The organism is Roseivirga sp., from assembly GCF_965216855.1.
Lineage (GTDB): Bacteria > Bacteroidota > Bacteroidia > Cytophagales > Cyclobacteriaceae > Roseivirga.
Window position 1 is genome coordinate 4236850 of record NZ_OZ244204.1, and the last position, 18911, is coordinate 4255760.

18 protein-coding genes are annotated in these 18911 nt (G+C 43.7%); 13 read left to right on the forward strand and 5 right to left on the reverse strand.

Annotated features, from left to right (window positions below):
- Nucleotides 1–117: 117 nt before the first annotated feature.
- On the reverse strand, nt 118–2523 hold the full coding sequence (locus ACOOEY_RS18695) for a TonB-dependent receptor (RefSeq protein WP_420386247.1): 2406 nt from the start codon (nt 2521–2523) through the stop codon (nt 118–120).
- A gap of 242 nt (nt 2524–2765) precedes the next feature.
- On the opposite strand from ACOOEY_RS18695, the gene ACOOEY_RS18700 reads away from it, so the two are divergent.
- The 3 genes from ACOOEY_RS18700 to ACOOEY_RS18710 all read left to right on the forward strand — a co-directional run bounded on the left by ACOOEY_RS18700 (nt 2766) and on the right by ACOOEY_RS18710 (nt 7728).
- Nucleotides 2766–3788: a sensor histidine kinase gene (locus tag ACOOEY_RS18700; protein WP_420386248.1), complete on the forward strand. Its 1023-nt coding sequence runs from the start codon at nt 2766–2768 to the stop codon at nt 3786–3788.
- Entirely contained in the window at nt 3785–4549 is a 765-nt protein-coding gene (locus ACOOEY_RS18705; protein ID WP_420386249.1) for a LytR/AlgR family response regulator transcription factor, read from the forward strand. Before ACOOEY_RS18700 ends, ACOOEY_RS18705 begins: the two co-directional genes overlap by 4 nt.
- 266 nt (nt 4550–4815) lie before the next feature.
- Entirely contained in the window at nt 4816–7728 is a 2913-nt protein-coding gene (locus tag ACOOEY_RS18710) for a TonB-dependent receptor (RefSeq protein WP_420386250.1), read from the forward strand.
- Between the two features lie 108 nt (nt 7729–7836).
- Here the strand turns inward: ACOOEY_RS18710 and ACOOEY_RS18715 are convergent, their stop codons facing one another.
- Nucleotides 7837–8190 carry a hypothetical protein gene (locus tag ACOOEY_RS18715; protein WP_420386251.1) on the reverse strand — a complete coding sequence of 118 codons (354 nt, stop codon included), beginning with the start codon at nt 8188–8190 and terminating at the stop codon, nt 7837–7839.
- Between the two features lie 63 nt (nt 8191–8253).
- On the opposite strand from ACOOEY_RS18715, the gene ACOOEY_RS18720 reads away from it, so the two are divergent.
- Nucleotides 8254–9402, forward strand: a complete 1149-nt coding sequence (locus ACOOEY_RS18720) for a serine hydrolase domain-containing protein (RefSeq protein WP_420386252.1) — start codon at nt 8254–8256, stop codon at nt 9400–9402.
- On the opposite strand, the gene ACOOEY_RS18725 is transcribed toward ACOOEY_RS18720, so the two are convergent.
- Nucleotides 9395–9622 carry a DUF3820 family protein gene (locus ACOOEY_RS18725; RefSeq protein WP_420386253.1) on the reverse strand — a complete coding sequence of 76 codons (228 nt, stop codon included), beginning with the start codon at nt 9620–9622 and terminating at the stop codon, nt 9395–9397. The two genes, ACOOEY_RS18720 and ACOOEY_RS18725, sit on opposite strands and share 8 nt — an antisense overlap.
- A 66-nt stretch (nt 9623–9688) precedes the next feature.
- Between ACOOEY_RS18725 and ACOOEY_RS18730 the strand changes: the two genes are divergently transcribed.
- Nucleotides 9689–10591: an SMP-30/gluconolactonase/LRE family protein gene (locus ACOOEY_RS18730; RefSeq protein ID WP_420386254.1), complete on the forward strand. Its 903-nt coding sequence runs from the start codon at nt 9689–9691 to the stop codon at nt 10589–10591.
- An 11-nt stretch (nt 10592–10602) separates the two neighbouring features.
- On the opposite strand, the gene ACOOEY_RS18735 is transcribed toward ACOOEY_RS18730, so the two are convergent.
- On the reverse strand, nt 10603–11268 hold the full coding sequence (locus ACOOEY_RS18735; protein WP_420386255.1) for an OmpA family protein: 666 nt from the start codon (nt 11266–11268) through the stop codon (nt 10603–10605).
- Between the two features lie 211 nt (nt 11269–11479).
- Here ACOOEY_RS18735 and ACOOEY_RS18740 point away from each other — a divergent pair, with 211 nt between their 5' ends.
- The 8 genes from ACOOEY_RS18740 (at nt 11480) to ACOOEY_RS18775 (ending at nt 17357) form a co-directional block, all read left to right on the forward strand.
- The gene (locus ACOOEY_RS18740; RefSeq protein ID WP_420386256.1) at nt 11480–12394 is read left to right on the forward strand and encodes an SRPBCC family protein; all 915 of its coding nucleotides are present in this window, start codon (nt 11480–11482) and stop codon (nt 12392–12394) included.
- 136 nt (nt 12395–12530) lie between these two features.
- Nucleotides 12531–13094 carry a TetR/AcrR family transcriptional regulator gene (locus tag ACOOEY_RS18745; protein WP_420386257.1) on the forward strand — a complete coding sequence of 188 codons (564 nt, stop codon included), beginning with the start codon at nt 12531–12533 and terminating at the stop codon, nt 13092–13094.
- Nucleotides 13095–13317: 223 nt separating this feature from the next.
- Nucleotides 13318–13866 carry a carboxymuconolactone decarboxylase family protein gene (locus tag ACOOEY_RS18750; protein WP_420386258.1) on the forward strand — a complete coding sequence of 183 codons (549 nt, stop codon included), beginning with the start codon at nt 13318–13320 and terminating at the stop codon, nt 13864–13866.
- Nucleotides 13867–13946: 80 nt separating this feature from the next.
- Entirely contained in the window at nt 13947–14360 is a 414-nt protein-coding gene (locus ACOOEY_RS18755) for a DUF1348 family protein (RefSeq protein ID WP_420386259.1), read from the forward strand.
- A 5-nt stretch (nt 14361–14365) separates the two neighbouring features.
- The gene (gene gap, locus ACOOEY_RS18760; protein WP_420386260.1) at nt 14366–15355 is read left to right on the forward strand and encodes a type I glyceraldehyde-3-phosphate dehydrogenase; all 990 of its coding nucleotides are present in this window, start codon (nt 14366–14368) and stop codon (nt 15353–15355) included.
- 2 nt (nt 15356–15357) lie between these two features.
- On the forward strand, nt 15358–15975 hold the full coding sequence (locus tag ACOOEY_RS18765; RefSeq protein ID WP_420386261.1) for a pyridoxamine 5'-phosphate oxidase family protein: 618 nt from the start codon (nt 15358–15360) through the stop codon (nt 15973–15975).
- A 164-nt stretch (nt 15976–16139) separates the two neighbouring features.
- Nucleotides 16140–16778, forward strand: coding sequence for a flavin reductase family protein (locus ACOOEY_RS18770; protein ID WP_420386262.1), 639 nt, complete (start codon nt 16140–16142; stop codon nt 16776–16778).
- A gap of 105 nt (nt 16779–16883) precedes the next feature.
- Nucleotides 16884–17357, forward strand: coding sequence for an ankyrin repeat domain-containing protein (locus ACOOEY_RS18775; protein WP_420386263.1), 474 nt, complete (start codon nt 16884–16886; stop codon nt 17355–17357).
- A 107-nt stretch (nt 17358–17464) separates the two neighbouring features.
- On the opposite strand, the gene ACOOEY_RS18780 is transcribed toward ACOOEY_RS18775, so the two are convergent.
- A complete protein-coding gene (locus tag ACOOEY_RS18780; RefSeq protein ID WP_420386264.1) occupies nt 17465–18889 on the reverse strand; it encodes an amidohydrolase family protein in 1425 nt (474 codons plus the stop codon).
- Nucleotides 18890–18911: the final 22 nt, after the last annotated feature.

Consider the following 18911-nt stretch of genomic DNA (forward strand, 5'->3'; position numbering starts at 1 on the left):
GAGGTTGTCTCGAGTTTGCCAGATCACGTCATTCTGAATTTATTTCAGAATCTATTGAGACCCTGATACGAGTTCAGGGTGACGATGGGCAGGCTTTTGAGACAACCTCTTATTTTTTTAAAACTGAATTCTATACATAATGTCAGGGAAGAAGCCTATTTGCTCTACCACATTGATCTCATCAGTTACCTCATTATACCGTTTCACAAATTCATTCTTCCTGTTGGTTACATTCTGCAGGTCGATAAAGAACTGATGTGAAACATTCTTCTTCTTACTGTTTAACCTCACACCAAACTTCACATCCCAACGGAAATAGCTGTTGTATTTTTCGGAATAGGCAATTTCATCTCTGGTGACCTCTCTACCCGCGTTAGCTCGTGTAGCATCCAGGTCAATTGGTGTGTAAGGGTTTCCTCCAGCGGTAGTCAACTTAGTGTCAAAAGTCCAGGCATTTCTGCCGCCTTCACCAAACTTCCATTCCTTTCCGAATAGTGTGTTCAACACAAATTGATTATTAAAAGCGGTGTTGCGTTCTACACCATCGCTGCCTTTGTATTTGGAATCAAAGATTGAAGTGGTAGCCAGTAGATAGAAGTCATTGTTAAAGAACTTTTCCAGAGTAATTTCTAATCCCAGATTACGTCCTGTGCCTTCATTAACCAATGAACCCTCTTCGTCAAAAATGAAATCAGCCCCTTCATTGATTACGGAATAGCTGCTCGGTGTTGCCTGTACGGGCACATTGAAAATGTCCTGATAATAGGTTTCAGCCTTTAATCTCCAGCTGGGAGCCAGGTTCCAGTCGAAAGCAAATACATAATGGTTGCTGTACATAAATTCCAGATCGCGATTGGTCATTTCAAACTGGTTGTCGGCCACTTCTTCTCTCAAAAACAAGATAGGAGCGGCAATACTTTGTGCATGTCTGCCATAGGCCAGACTAAAACGCTTGGAGTTGTCTGCTTGCCAGCTTAAGGCCAGCCTGGGCTCTAGCGACATGTCTTCGGTAAAGCCGTGGTATTGGCTGTGTATACCACCGGTAAGGCTCCAGTCATCATTGAACTTATATTCTCCCTGAGCAAATACCTGAGTGATATGGTATCCATCCTGATAGTCCCGAATATTGACCAGGTAATCAGGTATTCCGTCATTGTTGTCATCAGGGATTTCCGAGCGGTTATCGCGATCTGAAGTGAATAGATCCAGATCGTATTTTTCATTCACCAGTCCTGCTCTTAAATTGAATCTCGCACTGAACTTCTTATTGAGGGTTGAGCTCACGGTGAAGCGATTTTCACGGTTGAAGACATTGGTAGCTCTGTAGCTGTTGAGCGTATTGCCATTATTATCTTTAATAAGGTTGTCTTGCAGGTATTGATTAAAGTTGGTGGAAGCACCAAAGACAGTTTTGAGGTAAGCAGTGTTGTCTAAACGGATTGTATGGCTCAGACCAACCAGCCCCAGTTCATTTTCAATAAAGGCATCCTGGTTTGGATTAGAAAAGAGGTCGGTATCATCAATTTCATCACCCAGAAAGTCGATATCACTGGTACCACCAAACCCAAACAATTCTACCTTACCAATTTTGGTTTGACCGAGGTTCACCTTGAAAGATAAGTCCTGATAGTATGGAGTGGCACTGGTGCCAGTAGCTGCCAGGCTGGCTATACCATAGCGGTAGGAAACCAGGTAAGAAGATTCATTTTTACGGCTAATAGGGCCTTCTACCATCAGCTCAGCACCACTGTAGGCACTCACTTGTCCGGTAAACTCTACCTTATCAGTGTTACCGTTTCTAAAGTTAACATCGAATACGGCTGCATTGGCATTGCCATATTCTGCGGGGAAAGCTCCTGTCAGAAAATCAGAAGTCCGTAAGAGGTTGGTATTTAGTGCATTGACCGGACCTCCGGTAGTACCCAGTGTTGCGAAATGGTTGGTCGTACCGATAGGTATGCCTTCGATTCTCCAGAGCAGGCCGGTGGGAGAGTTACCCCTGACGACAATGTCGTTTCTTGAGTCGTTTGGTGCACTTACGCCAGCGAAAGTAGTGGCCAGCCTGGCAATGTCATTTCGTCCTCCCGAAAAACGGGTAACCTCTTCCAGGTCAAAGGTTCTGGCCGAAACCTTCGCCATATCATTTAGGGGCAGGTCCTTATCAGCATCAGAAGTAACCACAAAAGACTCCAGTGTTTCTACCGATTCTTCCAGCTTAATATCGAGCACCACCTCTTTACCGGCTGTGACCAGCACATTGGGTAAGGTAATGGTCTTATAACCGATATACTGCACCACAAAGACCTGACGTCCTACAGGCACATTATCAATTCTAAAGTTTCCATCCGGATCAGATACTGCGCCCACAATAGGGTCAGAGTCCAACAGAATAATGTTTGCTCCAAAAAGCGGAAACTCACTCTGGGCATCATAGATCTTGCCCTTGACCACCTGGGTCTGACTCATGGCCTGTACCGACCCGAAGAGTATAATAGCGAATAGCCATAGTTTAATATTTTTCATTTTGATGGTTTTTGATTCAGTTCGAATCTAGAATCGGCTTTTGCCTTAATAAATGGAATTAATGCTAAGCTGGGGATTGTGTATATCGAAGCAGGGAAGAGGAGTAATGAAGTTGAAATGTCAGGTAAAATTGACTCTAAAGGTTTGAGTATTGAAAATTCCGGTTTCATTGGCCTATACCGGGGTTTGTCAAGGATAGAGACACTTTCGTTTTAAAGATTATCTTTACTTGGGGTATGAAAATGAAGGAAATACATATCAGAATCATTGGTATTCCTGTTCTGGCTTTGATCATGTCGCTGGTATTCGGTACAGACCCCGGAGAGACCTTTGGTGAAAAGTATGTAATGGCCCTCCTTTATACCGCATTTTACTGGAATAGTGCCTGCTATATGTTTTTCTATTTCAGAAGGCGGTTTCCGCTGATCAAGCAAACGCCTAAACGCCTCATTTATGCCTCTCTGTCGCTGGTGGCGATTATGCTCACAGGCGACTTTCTCATCTGTGTTTACATTGAAGGTAGCAGCACAGGTATTGATGATTATAACCTTAACAAGGCCATTCCCACGCTGGTTGCCGGAGTAGTGGTGGGAATGATGTATGAGGCGATTTATTTCTTTGAACAATGGAAGAATACCATAAGAATTAATGAAGCTTTAAAGAATCAACAGATCAGAACGCAATTCGAAGTGCTTCAGAATCAAATGAGTCCTCATTTTCTTTTCAATAGCCTGAATACGCTTTCCACCCTGATAGCCGAAGACCAGAATAAGGCACAGGAGTTTACCGATAACCTATCCGATGTTTACCGCTATATTCTCCAGAACAAAGAAAAAGATTTGGTCACCCTAAAGGAAGAGCTGAGCTTTGCTGAGGCCTACCTGTATTTGTTGAAAATGAGATTCCCGGAGAATCTCTCAGCCAATTTTCGGATAGCAGCGGAAGAACTTAACCGGCATATTGCCCCTTTAACTATTCAGATGCTCATTGAAAATGCCATCAAACACAACGTGGTGAGCAAGCAACATCCACTGCATATTGAGGTATATATAGACCAAAGGAACAATATTGTGGTTCGCAATAACCTGCAACTCAAAAAATCACTGGAGAAATCGACCAAGACTGGTCTGGACAATATCAAAAGGCGCTATGCTTTCTTCAGTCAGAAAGAGATAGTCATCCAGCAGGATGATAACAGCTTTTTGGTTTCTGTGCCATTGTTGGAGGTTGAAAGTCATAAAGAAGGAATGTTTGAAGCCATATGAGGGTATTGATTATTGAAGATGAAGCACCCGCTTTCAGAAGACTACATAAGATTCTTGAAGAACTCATTCCCTATCTTGAACTGATCGATGTCCTCGACAGTGTAGAATCCGCTGTACAATGGTTCGGCAAAGGGGAGAGGCTCGATGTGGCCTTTATGGACATTCAACTGAGTGATGGATTGAGCTTCGAAATATTTGAGCAATGCAATGTGCCTGCTCCCGTAATCTTTACAACCGCCTTCGATGAGTATCTGCTCAATGCTTTCAAGGTCAATGGTATCGACTATTTGCTCAAACCCATAAAACCGGAAGAGCTTAGAAGAAGCCTGATCAAGCTGGAGCAACTTAGAAGCATTTTTAGTGTAGATAAACAGCAGGAAATCAAAGACCTCATTTCCAGTATCCAGTTGACCGATAAGCAATATAAATCCCGCTTTTTGGTGAGACAGGGCAGTAAACTACTTTCAGTACCTTCTGAAGATGTAGCTTGTTTCCATATCAAAAGCGGAGTGCTTTTTCTTCAAACCTTTACCAATGAGAGGTTAATTATGGATCAGACGATGGATGAAATAAGCCGCCAACTGGATCCAAAGCAGTTCTTTAGAGCCAACAGGCAATTCCTCATCAATTTTAGATTCATTCGCTCTGTCGAGAAATACTTCAAAGGCAAGCTGTTAATTAAGACATCATTCGAAACAGATGAACCTGTGACTGTCTCAGAAGAGAAGGCTACGGAGTTCAAAAAATGGCTGGATCAATAAATTTTTGAATTAATCTACCCCGCTTAAATCCAAACCACTTCTTTACCTCGTACATCTAGGCACAATACAAGAAATTCCGCTGCACAATAAGTGAAGCGTGTCTGATTAGTTGGTTGAGTCGGGGTGGTCTGTTTTACAGGCTGCCCTATTTTAAGATTAGTTTTGTTAACAGAGTAAGTTGAAAAGGAGGTTGTGAGGCCTCCTTTTTTATGGTTTAGTAAGGACTATCTGACTTTTGATTGTTAGATTTAAGACTATCCATTTTCATGAAACAAATCCTAACTGTCCTCATCCTCTTCAGTTTAAGCCAGATCATAAAGGCCCAAAGTACTGAACAGCAGATTATCAACAACAGCACTAACTCATCTCAGGCAGATACTACCCAAAAGGTATCCGTTGGTGCCTATTTACTAGATTCATCTACCTTCAGTACTGTTCCCAACATCAACAGGCAGTTCAGAGATTTCTATAAACTGGTTCCCTATTACAGTGAGGGCTCATTTCTGGGTTATAATCCGCTTTACAACCGGTATACGCTCAATGGCCTTGTTATCAACAACTCTTTTGGTTTTGACGGTGTAATTAACGGAGACCAGGTCAATACCCAGATGATCTCCATGCAGGCCATCGATCGTATACAAGTGCTGGCCAACCCCATTGATCTCTCAAAATCGGGCTTCAATGGAGCACTGATTGAACTCACCTCGAAAAGAGGAGATAATAAGACTTTCGCTTCCGCTTTTAGCTACTATTCCGGAGCATCATTGACCGGGAATAAAGTCAATGGACAGTCGATCGATTTAGCCAACCATTCACTCTTCCAGGGCGGGTTCGACCTTGGAGGAGCTATTATAAAAGACAAACTCTTTTACTACGCCAGCTTTGAAACAGAGTCTGGTGAAGAACCGGGCTCCAACTTTGTGGCATTACGGGGAACAGAAAGAGAAACCAATGAGTCGCGTGTACAGTTTGATGACATCAGCTTTGTAAGTGCGGCACTTATTTCCCTGTATGACTATGACCCCGGAAGGTTCGAGGGTTTCACCCGAAAGAGAAACAGTAATAAAGCCTTCCTTCGATTCGATTGGGAACTGAACCCAAATCATCAGCTCATGCTGAGCTACAATTACTTTTCCGGAGAAGCCGAACGCAATGCTGCTTCTGACCTGCTGGGCCATCGGGGGCCAGATAATGGAGTGCTTCAGTTCGAGAACTCAGGGTATACGGCCAATAGTGAAATTCATGGAGCGATGTTGCAATGGGATGCCCGTTTATCTGAGGGGTTGACGAATAAACTTCAGGCAGGATACAGTCATACCAGCGATTCAAGAGACCCTATGAGCTCTCCATTCCCAGTCATTAATATCAGGCAAAATGGCATCAACTACATAGTAGCTGGTCATGAGCCATTTTCAATCAATAATCGGATTGATCAGCAGGTGTTGCAGGTTAATAATGAAATCGCCTATCAGGCCGGTAAGCATTCATTAACTGCGGGATTGTCATTTGAAAAATATACTTATGATGCTTCGCTCAACTTTGATGCCTACGAACCGAATGACTTGGGGTATCCAGGAGGAACCTACGGAACAGGCTTCACCAGCATGAATGACTTCTTCCTTTTTGTGTCCTTAGGTTTCTTCGATCCGGTAGTAGCCAGGGCCAGGCAAGAGCATATCCAGAGAACGGTAACCAATAGCTGGGATCGCTCAGAAAATGCATTCGGCCAGTTCGCCTTTTACATTCAGGATGACTTTTCAATTAACCCGAAACTAGACCTGTCAATGGGCATCAGGGTGGAAAAGCCGACATACTTTAATACCGCTGATAAAATACTGGAGGCGATCAATCGAAAGGGAGGAATCATTGACCCTAATCAAAACCTGTTCGAAGGTAGTTACGCTCCACAGCTAAATTATTTCGATAATAATGGGCAGACGATACAATTTGATCACAGCGAGTTACCCGATACCCCTTTACTCATCTCACCGAGAGTAGCATTGGAATACAGGGCCGAAGATCAATCAGATCTGCACCTTTCCTTGCTTTCCGGAATATACAATGGTCGTGTACCAGGTAGTTGGTTGAACAATCAGGTCGATCAATCAGAATATTATAATTATGCCCTTTTGGGGGCAGATTTCAGAATCCCACAGGTATGGAGAAACCACCTGGAAGCTAACTTAACAGTGAAGCGCTTTCAGGTCAGAGCAGGTATAACCTACACTCAGGATATCAATGCACCGATAGTTAGGAACTATGGTTTGGCAGCTCCGTCTTCCGCTTTGGCAGGTGTAGACTCCCGCCTGTATTATCAGCCAACTGACAGGGCTGAAAATCCATTTGGTAATCCTGAACAGGATGCATATGTACTCGAATCAGAAAGCAAGGGAAGAAGTGTCAATTTCAACCTGTCTGTAGAAAGACAATGGACCAATGATATATATACGATGGTAGTTTATAACTATCTCGATGCACAGAATATCAGCTCCATGTCATCACCCATATTGAGTGACGCCCTGGCGGCCAATGCAGTGGTAGACAATACCAATGCAGCCGTATTGAGTCCTTCAGCTTTTGGAAATCAGCATAGAGTGCTGGCCGTTGTTGGTAAAACCTTCAGCTATGGTAAAATGAGTACTGGCTTGAGTCTGTTGAATGATATTACTCGTGGAGGGCGATATGACTACACTTATGCAGGAGATGCTAATGGTGATGGCATTAATAATAATGACCTGCTCTATATACCTACTGCAGATGAAATTGCTAACTATAGTTTTGCCGGTTCTGTGCCATTGATCGATGCTCAGAAGGTGGCCTTCAATAACTTCATTAATAAAGATCCTTACCTAAGCTCGAGAAGAGGAGAGTATGTGGAACGTAACGGCATTAGAATGCCCTGGCAGTGGGGGCTTGACCTAAGGGCTTCACAAGCCATCAGCTGGAATGATCAAAAGCTGGAATTGACCATAGACCTTATCAACTTTCATAACCTCCTCAATTCTGAGTGGAGAGTGAGAAAATTACCAGTCAGTACACAGCCATTGGGAATTACAGTGAACCCCGGAATAAGAGAGCCTGCTTACTTCTTCGATCTTAGCCAACGCTCTTCCTATATAGATCATATCGGTATAGAGTCGAGATGGCAAATGAGAATTGGACTCAATTACACTTTCTAGAATAAATTAAAAGTGAAATGTACTTGACAAAGTCAAAGCTTTGCTATTTTTGGGTCCTGAACGTGAATAACAGAGTTGTTCATGTTTTCGATTAGGTGAGAGGAGGTGTCATGACCTCCTTTCTTTTTTATGATTGAAATAGTAAAAAACCAAACTTACAATCAGACAAAGTAAGCCCAGGTGGAGCAAAGGATAACCACTGGAAATTGCTCCTGCTACCAAAGACGGGCTTATGTCACCAGCTGCTTCAATAGCATCAAAAGTCTCCTGAGTATTTCTAATGAGCCCCCAGAAACCGGTGGTCAGAGCTATAACACCCACCGGAATTAAAGAGCGCCTCAATACAGGATGTCTTAACCACTCCATCCGATAGTGCTGAAGAAAACCTACGACAAGAAGGTAGATCAGCAGCAGATAAAGAGCAGTGGAAAAACCTGAATAAAAAGGATGAGGCAATTCCATCGGTAAAAATGCTATTGTGATTAGACTAAATAATTCATAAATCTACACCAAAATCTCATAGCCATGTCTAATCGGTATATATCCATCTTAGTCTTTGTTTTGATCAGTTTCCAGACGGCGGCCCAACAGTATTTTCCTCCAAGAGGAAGCTGGGAAGCCAGGTCAGCCAATGAACTGGGACTCAGTCAGGAGCTGCTTAATGCAGCAGTGAAATTTGCAGAGGAAAACGAATACTCAGGTTCCCGTGATTTAAGGGTGGCTATTCTGGAAGGCTTTAGGTCAGAACCATTCCACGAAATTCTCGGCCCGACTAAGAAAAGAGGAGGGCCTGCCGGTTTGATTATCAAGGATGGCTACATCGTTGCGCAGTGGGGCGATGTTGATAGAGTAGATATGACCTTTAGCGTGACCAAGAGCTACCTCTCCACCATGGCGGGCTTAGCGGTTGACGATGGTTTGATCGCCAGTACAGCTGATCTTGTGAAGGACTATGTATGGGATGGTACTTTCGATGGTGCGCATAACCAGACCATTCAATGGCATCACCTGCTCAATCAATCTTCAGCCTGGACAGGTCAGCTGTTCGGACTATACGATTGGGCAGACAGACCTCCCCGAAGAGGAGATATTGACGATTGGAGATTAGCCAAGCCTGTTCCTGTAGGTACAGAAATGGAGTATAACGATGTGCGGGTGAACGTTTTAGCCTATTCCCTTCTTCAGGTTTGGAGAAAACCCTTACCACAGGTGTTAAAAGAGCGAATTATGGATCCTATTGGCGCCTCAACCACCTGGAGGTGGTATGGAGGCGACAAAGCATGGGTGAATGTAGATGGTGTTAAAATGCAATCTGTAACGGGCGGAGGACATTCAGGCGGAGGTGTTTTTATCAATACCTATGACCATGCCCGCTTTGGCCTGCTATTCCTCAATGAAGGCCGGTGGAATGGTAACCAGTTAATTTCTAAAGATTGGGTTCAAGCCGTTCAGCAACCTTCCGAAGCCATGGAGAGCTATGGCTATATGTGGTGGTTGAACAGAGGCCCGAGAAAATGGGCCGGTGTTGAAGACGAAGGAATTTATTATGCGGCCGGCTTTGGAGGAAACTTTATCATTGTAGATAAGACCAACAATATGGTGGTAGTTACCCGTTGGTTGGAGCCTAACAAAATAGCTGAGATGATGCAGAAGGTACTGGCTGCTGTTAAATAGCCTTTTTCAGCTGACGGAGAATATCTTCCAGTCCATTGAGCTTAATTTCATAAACCGTTTGTAACTGCATACCCAGTTTGCCTTGCGGGAATCCCTCGCGGGCGAACCATTCCAGATAGTGAATAGGGAGATCGCTGAGCTTTTGTCCTTTATATTTTCCAAAGGGCATTTCATGCTTTACAAGACTCAGTAGCAGGGTAGGGTCAGGCTGGTTTTCCATAGAACAAGGGCAAATCTTATATCTTTTTCCCAATGAACGCTTAATTAACTCTAATTTTTTGGTGTTATGAAACTCAAATACACCATACTATTTTTCTTAGTCATCCAGTCAGCGATGGCACAACGTTTCCCAAAAGTTGAAAAGGTCACAACACTTACTGATACCATCGATGCAGGCAGTGGAGGCATGGAAGTTGACCGGCTGGGAAATATTTACATGAGTAACTTTGGTAAAATCCTGAATCAGGCAGGAGGAAAGGAGGTCTTTAAAATCAGCCCCATAGGAGAAGTTTCGGTATTCACTGATCAGATCAATGGAGCCTCAGGGAGCGATATAGGCCCCGATGGACGCTTCTATCAAAGCAACATCAGTGGAAATAAAATCAGTGTTATTGATGCTGATGGTTCGGTGACCGACTACACTTCCGAAGGAATATACAGCCCGGTAGGCCTGGTCAAAGCACCGGAGGCACTTTTTGTTGCTAATTGTGGAAGTGGCACTATTCAGAAGATAGATTCGGAGATGAATTCTACCGTTTTCGCCAAGAGCGATTTACTCAAGTGCCCCAACGGCCTGGAAATGGACCCCGGTGGGAACCTCTATGCAGCTAATTTTGCCAATGGAGATATCATAAAAATAGACCCAAGAGGCAATGTAAGTGTCTTTGCTACATTACCGGGAAGTAATAATGGACACCTGGTTTTCTACCGAGGTATTTTATTCGTTGTGGCCCGAAAGGCCCATCAGATTTGGGCCATAGACATGGAAGGCAATAAGATGCTGATGGCGGGTTCCGGAGAAGCAGGGAATAAAGATGGCGATGCGGATGAAAGTACATTTCATTTTCCCAATGACCTGGCCTTTAGCCCCGATCATAACCTCTTATATGTGAATGATGTGGTTGGAAAAAACGATGACCACAGAAACATAGGTCCTGTGGTCATCAGAGTCTTACATCTTAAGTGGTAAGAAGGAGCGGATTAATTCAGCTCACCTCTTTTGGCCATTCTCTTCATTTTGTCGTTGGCATAAATGGCCACTTCTACTCTACGGTTTTCCTGTCTGCCGGTAGCGGTACTGTTGTCTGCAATGGGTTGCGATTCACCATAGCCGGCAATGCTAAGTCTTTGGTAGTCAAGTCCGAGGCTAATCAGGTAATCCTGTACGGCTGAGGCTCTTTTTTCTGAAAGCGTCTGATTGTAGGCAGCTTCTCCTGTGCTATCGGTATGTCCTTCAATCAATACGTTAGTGTCTTCATATTTCTGAAGCACAGTGGCTAAATCCTGAAGATTGGTCTTGGTGTTGACATTCAGGGTCGATTGATTGGTGGCGAACATAAGGCCTGAGTCAAAGGTGATTTTGATTCCTTCACCTACACGCTCTACTTCAGCACCTTCCAGATCGCGTCTCAATTCTTCGGCTTGCTTATCCATTCTTTTACCGATTAATGCACCGGCCGTACCACCAATAGCTGCACCAATAATTACCCCTGTTGCTGTATTGTCCTTACCTGCAATCACTCCGCCTAAAACACCACCGGCAGCTCCACCAATGGCACTTCCTTTTAAAGTATTACTGGCTTTACAACCGTAAAGAACCAAAGCAGATAAAAGTGTGATCGTAAATAGTTTCAGTTTGTTTTTCATGGTTTAGAATTTTGATACCTCTATGGTCAATCGGTATGCCACCGGAAGAAAACCTCGTTTTTTAGAAGGAAATGAGCTTTTCTGAGAACAGAGTCTTGTCGAAATGAGAACAGTTTATCAAAATGAAAATCTTGCTAATAGTGTTCAGACGGTTAACAATTGATTTCTAAAATGTCTATATTCAATCACTATTTTTTCGACTATGGCAAAGATGAACATTTCGAAGTCTATCGAGATCAACGCACCGGTAGACAAAGTTTTCTCAAAGATCAATGACTTAAACCACTGGACCGCCTGGTCTCCCTGGTTAATCCTGGAACCTGAAACTAAGGTAACGGTAAGAGACGATGCTAAATACTACGAGTGGGAGGGAGAACGAACCGGTTCCGGTCATATGACCATCACTTCAGAAAAGGAAAATGAGCGGGTAGATCTTGATCTGGTATTTTTAAAGCCATGGAAGTCAAAGGCCAAAGTAGGATTTATCCTGAAATCTAAAGGAGAGCAAACAACTGTCACCTGGACCATGGATAGTTCTATGCCTTTCTTTATGTTCTTTATGACCAAAATGATGGAGGCTTTCGTAGGTATGGACTATGAGAGAGGGCTGCGCTTATTGAAAGACTATGTTGAGGATGGAGAAGTTCATTCCAAGCTGGAAATTCAGGAAAAAGGAAACTATGCCGGTTGTCAATACATAGGCATCAAAAAGCAATGTAAGATCGCGGATCTTGGTACTGAAATGTCCCAGGACTTTGACAAGATGTGGGCTTATATGCACGATAAGATGGATCTGGTCAATGGCAATCCTATTTCTATTTACCATCAATGGAAGTTCGTGAAAGGCACATGTCAGTATACTGTAGCGATTCCCGTGAGCAAAATCCCTGATGATCTTCCTGGTGGTTTCATTACCGGAGAAGTACCAGCCACGCCTGTATATACCGTGGTACATACCGGACCATACGAGCATTTAGGTAATGCCTGGTCATTGATGAGCAATTTACAACGCTCCAAAGTGTTCAGGTATAATAAGAAGATTCACCCTTTTGAGGAGTACCTCAATGATCCTTCCACCACCGACCCATTGGAATACCAGTCTGCAATTCGATTTGCTGTGAAGTGATTGCCTGATCGATGGTCTTCGGTTCTACAGGTAAGGTTGATCAGACCCCTACCTCTCATTATAGAGCAATAATGCCAATTAGATTTGGTAAAATTGAACATATATACAAACTTGTCTGTTCTCTGTCTTTAAAGCTATGAAAAAGTTACCTGTACGCGATAGATTGATCAATACGGCTTCTGAGCTTTTCTATCAGAAAGGCTATAACAGAACCGGAATCAATGAGATTCTGGAGAAGGCCGGAGTGGCCAAGGCCAGTATGTATCAACATTTCAGGTCTAAAGAAGAGATGTGCGTAGAATACCTGCGTCATATGGACCAACAGCTGATGAAAGACCTGAGCACTAAAGTAGAAAGTGTTCCCGAAGGACCAGATAGGGTGATGGCCGTGATCGATTTCGTCCACGAATTCTTTTTTCAGAAAAACTTCAGAGGTTGTTGGAGTCTGAACACCATTGCCGAAATGCCGCATGACGATTTACTGGTGAACACAGAAATCCAGAATCAGAAGAAGCGCTTCAAAGCCTGGCTGCAAAAACTGGTGGCCGACAACCTGAAAGCCAACAGACCCGAAGAAGTAGCCAACCATCTCTATTTATTGTATGAAGTAGCATTGATGGAGAGTCATTTATTTAGGGCAGAATGGCCGATTCTGACCGCTAAAGGCATGTTCGAAAAAATAATTAAAGAAAATTCTTAATATTTTGAACTAAAAGAACAGACTAGTCTGTTTGTAGTTTGTCTTTGACGCAATAACAAAAGAGTTTAAGCAGAGGGGATGAATAATTAACTATCGATTGTCTTCGGTAGAGTCATCAAAAATTTGAAGAAGGCTTGAGTCCTTCTGAAAGCTTTGATTAAAACGAACAGACTTGTCTGTATATAATTAAAGTATTTGTAACAAACATTTATAACAAACAATTATGGAAACCTTTAATGTACCAACCAGAGAAGAAGTAAGCGAAAGTAATCAGGCTATTTTCGATAACCTGAAAAAAGCTGTCGGCTTCGTACCTAACCTTTATGCCGCTATGGCACACTCAGAAACTGCACTGGGTAACTATCTGCAGTTCCAACAAGGAAAAACCTCACTCTCAAACAAAGAAAAAGAGGCTGTTAACCTGGCGGTAAGCCAAGGCAATGGCTGTGTATACTGTCAGAGCGCACACACTGCAATCGGTAAAATGAATGGTTTTACTGACGAGCAAATCCTTGAGCTTAGAGCTGGTAATGCTTCATTCAGCGATAAACTGGATGCTCTTGTGAAATTGGCTTCTGAAGTAAACAACAACAGAGGTAGAGTAAGCGACAGCACTTTGGAGAACTTCTACAATGCAGGTTATACCAAAGGTAACCTGGTAGATGTGATCATCGCTGTAGGAGACAAAGTAGTAATGAACTACCTGCATAATCTTACTCAGATTCCTGTAGACTTCCCAATGGCTCAGGAACTGGATGCTGTTGAAGCATAAGAATTTATCATGTGAGTTGGGTTGATAATCAATGAAAGGGGTCGGCAGAAATGCCGGCCCTGATCTGAAACCAAAGCAACATGGAAACCAAAAAGTTACCCGTACCGCCATTTACTGAAGAAACTGCCAGACAGAAAATTCAAATGGCTGAGGATGCCTGGAACAGCCAGGATCCGGAAAGAGTATCAATGGCCTATACAGTCGACAGTGAGTGGAGAAACCGTTCACAGTTTGTCAATGGCCGTGAAGAGATCAGGTCATTTCTCACAGAGAAATGGAAGAAAGAAAAGAACTATAAGCTCAGAAAGGAATACTGGGCACATACCGACAACCGTATTGCCGTCCGCTTTGAATACGAATACCAGAATGAAGCTGGAGAATGGTTCAGGGCTTACGGAAATGAAAACTGGGAATTCGATGCCAATGGACTGATGAAAAGGCGCTATGCCAGCATCAACGATCTGCCTATACAGGCATCTGAAAGAAAACTCTAACCAACATGAAAAGAATAGCCATCAATGGAATGGGCCGTATTGGCCGCGCATCGCTCAAAGTCATCCTTGATACACCCGAACTTGAACTAGTAGCCGTAAACGATATCGCCTCTGTTGAGAATATCGCTTACCTCATCAAATATGACAGTATGCACGGCACCTTCGAACGCGAAGTGAGCCATCAGGAACAGCAACTGGTGATCGATGGCAGGCCTATCCATTTTTATAATCAAAGAAACCCTGAAGACCTGCCCTGGGCTGAACTGAATATCGATGTAGTCATTGAGAGTACTGGTATTTTCACCCAACAGGAAGATGCCGCCCGTCATATTAAAGCAGGAGCCAAAACAGTAGTGCTTTCCGGACCGAGTAAAAGTCAGGATGTTCCTACTGTAGTACATGGTGTGAACTCAGCCAATGGAGAAACCAATATCTTTTCTTGCGCCAGCTGTACGACCAATAATATCAGTCCGGTCATTGAAATTCTGGGAAGGAGAATAGGAGTAGAGAAGGCCATTATGACTACCGTTCACTCCAATACTTCCAGCAATACCATGGTAGATTCACCTTCTGCCAAGAATTTCAGAATGGGAAGAACAGGAATGAATAACCTGATTCCAACCACTACCGGAGCTGCCGTAGCCACTACTAAAGCGATGCCCCAATATCAGGGTAAGTTCGATGGTATGGCCATAAGAGTACCTGTAGCACTGGGTTCATTGTCAGATATTACCCTGGTAACCAGCAGAAGAACCAGCGTGGATGAAATCAATGAAATACTGAGACAAGAAGCGGCCACGGATAGATATCAGGAGGTTTTTGCAGTCAGCAGTGAGCCATTAGTGTCATCCGATATCATCAAAAGCCCCTATGCAGCAATAGCTGATTTGCCTATGACCAAAGTGGTCGATGGAACCCTGGTTAAAGTACTCACCTGGTATGACAATGAGTGGGGCTTTACCAATCAGATGATCAGAGAAATTTTAAGTCTGTAGACATGAATTACGCTAAACTGGCATTTACCGACTCCATCAGGCAATTGCAGACGGAGAATGGTAGCAGAAAAAGTTATGAGCGGGTAGAGCAGTTTGGTTCTTACGATGGCCTCACCGCCAACGAAACCCGATTTATCGAATTACGAGATAGTTTTTATGTAGCCAGTGTAGGCGAAAATGATTTTCCTTACATACAACATAGAGGAGGACCTCAGGGCTTCTTAAAAGTGGTAGATGATAAAACCCTCGGGTTTCTCGACTTTGCCGGAAATCGTCAGTTCATTACCCTGGGTAATGTAAAGCACAGCGACAAAGTAGCGCTGATTCTGATGGATTATCCCAACAGGGCACGCATGAAGTTGTATGCCAGGGCCGAGGTAGTTGAACTGGGTGAAAGACCTGAACTGGAGTCGTGGTTATGGACAGATGGATATAAGGCTAAACCGGAGCGGATTATCCTTTACCATGTCGAAGCATTCGACTGGAACTGTCCCCAACACATTACCCCGAGATATACCGAACAGGATATCAAAGAAGCTTTAGAAGATCAGACTCATTATATCAAAACACTTGAAGATGAAGTGAAGCAGTTACGTGAGTTGGTTGAAGGTGCTAGATAACCCAGATTTAGTCCTTTTTCATCTTCAATATCCCCTTCGCCTGTAAGCATGAGCAGGTAGAAGGGGATTATACTTTATAGCGGCTCAGCTTTCATCTTATTCCGCAATAATTCCGGCATCTTCAAACAGTTTGGCTCGGGTGGTGTTGGTTAGAAAAATGCAGCATGTATCTAAGCGGAAACGATATACAGTCACTGGATAAAATCTATCGGCTAAACCTGATCAATTCAGTAAGTGGAATAAAACCAGCCAATCTGATCGGGACAAAAAGCAGGGAAGGGCACGAAAACCTGGCCATCTTCTCTTCGGTAATTCACCTGGGAAGTAACCCGCCCCTAATTGGTATGGTGACCCGGCCGGTGGATGAAGTACCACGACATACCTATGCGAACATCAGAGCCACCGGTATTTACACCATTAACAGTGTAAGTGTGGAGCATCGGGAGCAGGCACATTATACTTCTGCAAAATTTGAGCAAGACCAGTCAGAGTTTGAGCAATGTGGTTTTGAGTCTGTCTATCTGGAAAACTTTGATGCCCCTTTCGTCAAAGAGAGTCCCTTGAAGCTTGGCATGGAGCTGGTGGAAGAATTACCCATCAAAAGAAATGGCACCATTATGCTCATTGGTGAAATCAAACATCTCTTTGTCAATGATGATGCTGTAGATCAAGCCGGCCATATTCATTTAGATCAGCTTAACCTGGCGGGTATTTCGGGATTGAACAGCTACTATCAGTTAGAGAAGAAAGATACATTTCCATATGCCAGAGTCAGTGAATGGACACCGGAACAAAAAGCCTAGATATTGTCAGCATCTATAAGCTTTAAAGATTATCAATTTGATTTCAGGCAAGGTGTACCAGACATTTATGATTCGTAAACCATTAAAAACCAACCATTGTCAGTTATGAGTGAACTCATTATGTCCCTTCAGCAAGCTATCCGTTCCAATTCGGTGGAAGCAGTAACTTCCTTAATTGACGAACACCCCGACCTGGTGAATGAAGCTGATGACCGTGGTTTTACACCGCTCATTATGGCCGCTTACTTCGATCGACTCGATATATTGAAAATATTAATAGACAAGGGAGCTAAAATCAATGAGGTAGACGGTGCCGGCAATACCGCGTTGATGGGAGCTGTATTCAAAGGTTTCCCCGATATAGTAGCCTATCTGCTGGAAAAGGGAGCTTCCGTTTATGCCAGGAACTACAATGGTGCTAATGTCATGACTTATGCTGCAGGCTATGGTAAGCCGGAAATCATTGACATGTTGGTGAAGGTAAAGGCAGACCATACCATTAAAGACAACAGAGGCATGACTCCACTTGACCATGCCAAAGCCCAGGGAAATCAGGCCTTTATTGACGCTTTCAGTTAAAAAAAACAGGTATCGGCAAGCGCACCGATACCCACTCAAATCACAACACCGGAAATTAAGGTCATCGGTGTTGTTGCTTGTATTATGTTTTAATAAGCCTTCCCCCTTTATTTGAAAAGCACACTGTTGATCAACTGTCCGGCAGAGAAGTACCAGGGATAGAAATTATCAATGGCATACTGTCTCATATTCAGGAGATCTCCCCGGCTGTAATGAGTTGAACCCAGATAGATTTCCATGGGCATTTCCATTGTCTCAGGGTTAGTCAAGGGGTTTTGATCTACCACCAGGAAGTTGGCATATGCTCCGGCCCTGATGCTTCCACTGAAATTACCTTTGTTTAAAATGGGAGCGGCATTGACTGTAGCAGATTTAAGAATCTTCTTGTTACTCATTCCCATTCCCTGCAGAAGCTCTATCTCTCTGTGTACACTCCAGCCATGAACCGTCAGGTTAGGTCCTGTATCGGTACCTAGTAGCAGAGGCACATCTTCCTGGTCCAGTAATTCTACCAGGTATTCCATAAAGGCATATTTCTTCATAGTCCAGTCATAGCTACTTTGCTGGGGTGCCTTCCATTCTTCCAGGCTTTTCTTCCCCAGGAATTGAATAGCAGGGGTGATCTGCTCCATTGGAATGGTATTGAGGAAACTCTCACCCTCAGTCATCGTGCGATACAGGTGATTATAGGCCGACATGGTGATGGTGACCGGAATCTCTCTTTCCTTGAGTTCACGGACCAACTCCTGTGCGGCCAATGAGTCGAATTCGTAATTGAGCATGGCCTGAAAGAGCTCCTCTACATGCTCTATGGATTGAAAGCCAGCAGTGAACAGCGATTCATTTTTGATGTAATAAGAAGGGTGTCCGGCAAAGCCAATACCCTTTGACCGGGTGTATTCTGCCAAAGCCAGAAAAGTCTCTTTTCGCAGGTTGTCATATACCTTGATGAAATCATAGCCATCGGCAATCGCCTCATCTATAGCTGCCTTCACTTCCTCTTCACCATCCACTTTAATGTGTAGTGGAGGAGCATCACCGGGACCGTTGAAGGTATGGCTCGCAGTGGTCATATAACTACCGCTGATCTTATGATCTTCTACCTGCTGTCTCCAATCGAGATGGTAGGAAAAGCCCATCATATTGCGGACATGGGTTACGCCATAGGAGAGGTTGAGCATAAGGTCAGCCGGGTCGAAGACATGTGTGTGCATATCGGCCAGTCCGTGGATCAGGTATTGACCTTCCATATCTATGGCCTCTGTGGTATCTATATCCGGTGGAGGAAAGGATGATATCTCAGTGATAAGGCCATGTTCAATGCTCAGGTACTGATTCGAATAGATAGTGTCGTTTTCCAGATCAATGACATGGGCGTTTTTGAGCAATGCCTGTGAGTAGTGATTACCGAAGGTCTGATCGATAGAATCGTATCTGGCCGTAAAGTAAAGCACCAGTGAGACCACCAGAATGATTAGGAGCAAAAGGCCTCCAATAACCTTTAAAGCAATTTTAACAGTGCGCTTGAGCATGATAGTATTTCGATTGTACTTA

Excerpts from the sequence above, each read along its gene's own strand:
- ACOOEY_RS18695 (WP_420386247.1), bottom strand. The coding sequence starts at position 2,523 with ATGAAAAATATTAAACTATGGCTATTCGCTATTATACTCTTCGGGTCG.
- ACOOEY_RS18700 (WP_420386248.1), top strand. The coding sequence starts at position 2,766 with ATGAAGGAAATACATATCAGAATCATTGGTATTCCTGTTCTGGCTTTG.
- ACOOEY_RS18705 (WP_420386249.1), top strand. The coding sequence starts at position 3,785 with ATGAGGGTATTGATTATTGAAGATGAAGCACCCGCTTTCAGAAGACTA.
- ACOOEY_RS18710 (WP_420386250.1), top strand. The coding sequence starts at position 4,816 with ATGAAACAAATCCTAACTGTCCTCATCCTCTTCAGTTTAAGCCAGATC.
- ACOOEY_RS18715 (WP_420386251.1), bottom strand. The coding sequence starts at position 8,190 with ATGGAATTGCCTCATCCTTTTTATTCAGGTTTTTCCACTGCTCTTTAT.
- ACOOEY_RS18720 (WP_420386252.1), top strand. The coding sequence starts at position 8,254 with ATGTCTAATCGGTATATATCCATCTTAGTCTTTGTTTTGATCAGTTTC.
- ACOOEY_RS18725 (WP_420386253.1), bottom strand. The coding sequence starts at position 9,622 with ATGGAAAACCAGCCTGACCCTACCCTGCTACTGAGTCTTGTAAAGCAT.
- ACOOEY_RS18730 (WP_420386254.1), top strand. The coding sequence starts at position 9,689 with ATGAAACTCAAATACACCATACTATTTTTCTTAGTCATCCAGTCAGCG.
- ACOOEY_RS18735 (WP_420386255.1), bottom strand. The coding sequence starts at position 11,268 with ATGAAAAACAAACTGAAACTATTTACGATCACACTTTTATCTGCTTTG.
- ACOOEY_RS18740 (WP_420386256.1), top strand. The coding sequence starts at position 11,480 with ATGAACATTTCGAAGTCTATCGAGATCAACGCACCGGTAGACAAAGTT.
- ACOOEY_RS18745 (WP_420386257.1), top strand. The coding sequence starts at position 12,531 with ATGAAAAAGTTACCTGTACGCGATAGATTGATCAATACGGCTTCTGAG.
- ACOOEY_RS18750 (WP_420386258.1), top strand. The coding sequence starts at position 13,318 with ATGGAAACCTTTAATGTACCAACCAGAGAAGAAGTAAGCGAAAGTAAT.
- ACOOEY_RS18755 (WP_420386259.1), top strand. The coding sequence starts at position 13,947 with ATGGAAACCAAAAAGTTACCCGTACCGCCATTTACTGAAGAAACTGCC.
- gap (WP_420386260.1), top strand. The coding sequence starts at position 14,366 with ATGAAAAGAATAGCCATCAATGGAATGGGCCGTATTGGCCGCGCATCG.
- ACOOEY_RS18765 (WP_420386261.1), top strand. The coding sequence starts at position 15,358 with ATGAATTACGCTAAACTGGCATTTACCGACTCCATCAGGCAATTGCAG.
- ACOOEY_RS18770 (WP_420386262.1), top strand. The coding sequence starts at position 16,140 with ATGTATCTAAGCGGAAACGATATACAGTCACTGGATAAAATCTATCGG.
- ACOOEY_RS18775 (WP_420386263.1), top strand. The coding sequence starts at position 16,884 with ATGAGTGAACTCATTATGTCCCTTCAGCAAGCTATCCGTTCCAATTCG.
- ACOOEY_RS18780 (WP_420386264.1), bottom strand. The coding sequence starts at position 18,889 with ATGCTCAAGCGCACTGTTAAAATTGCTTTAAAGGTTATTGGAGGCCTT.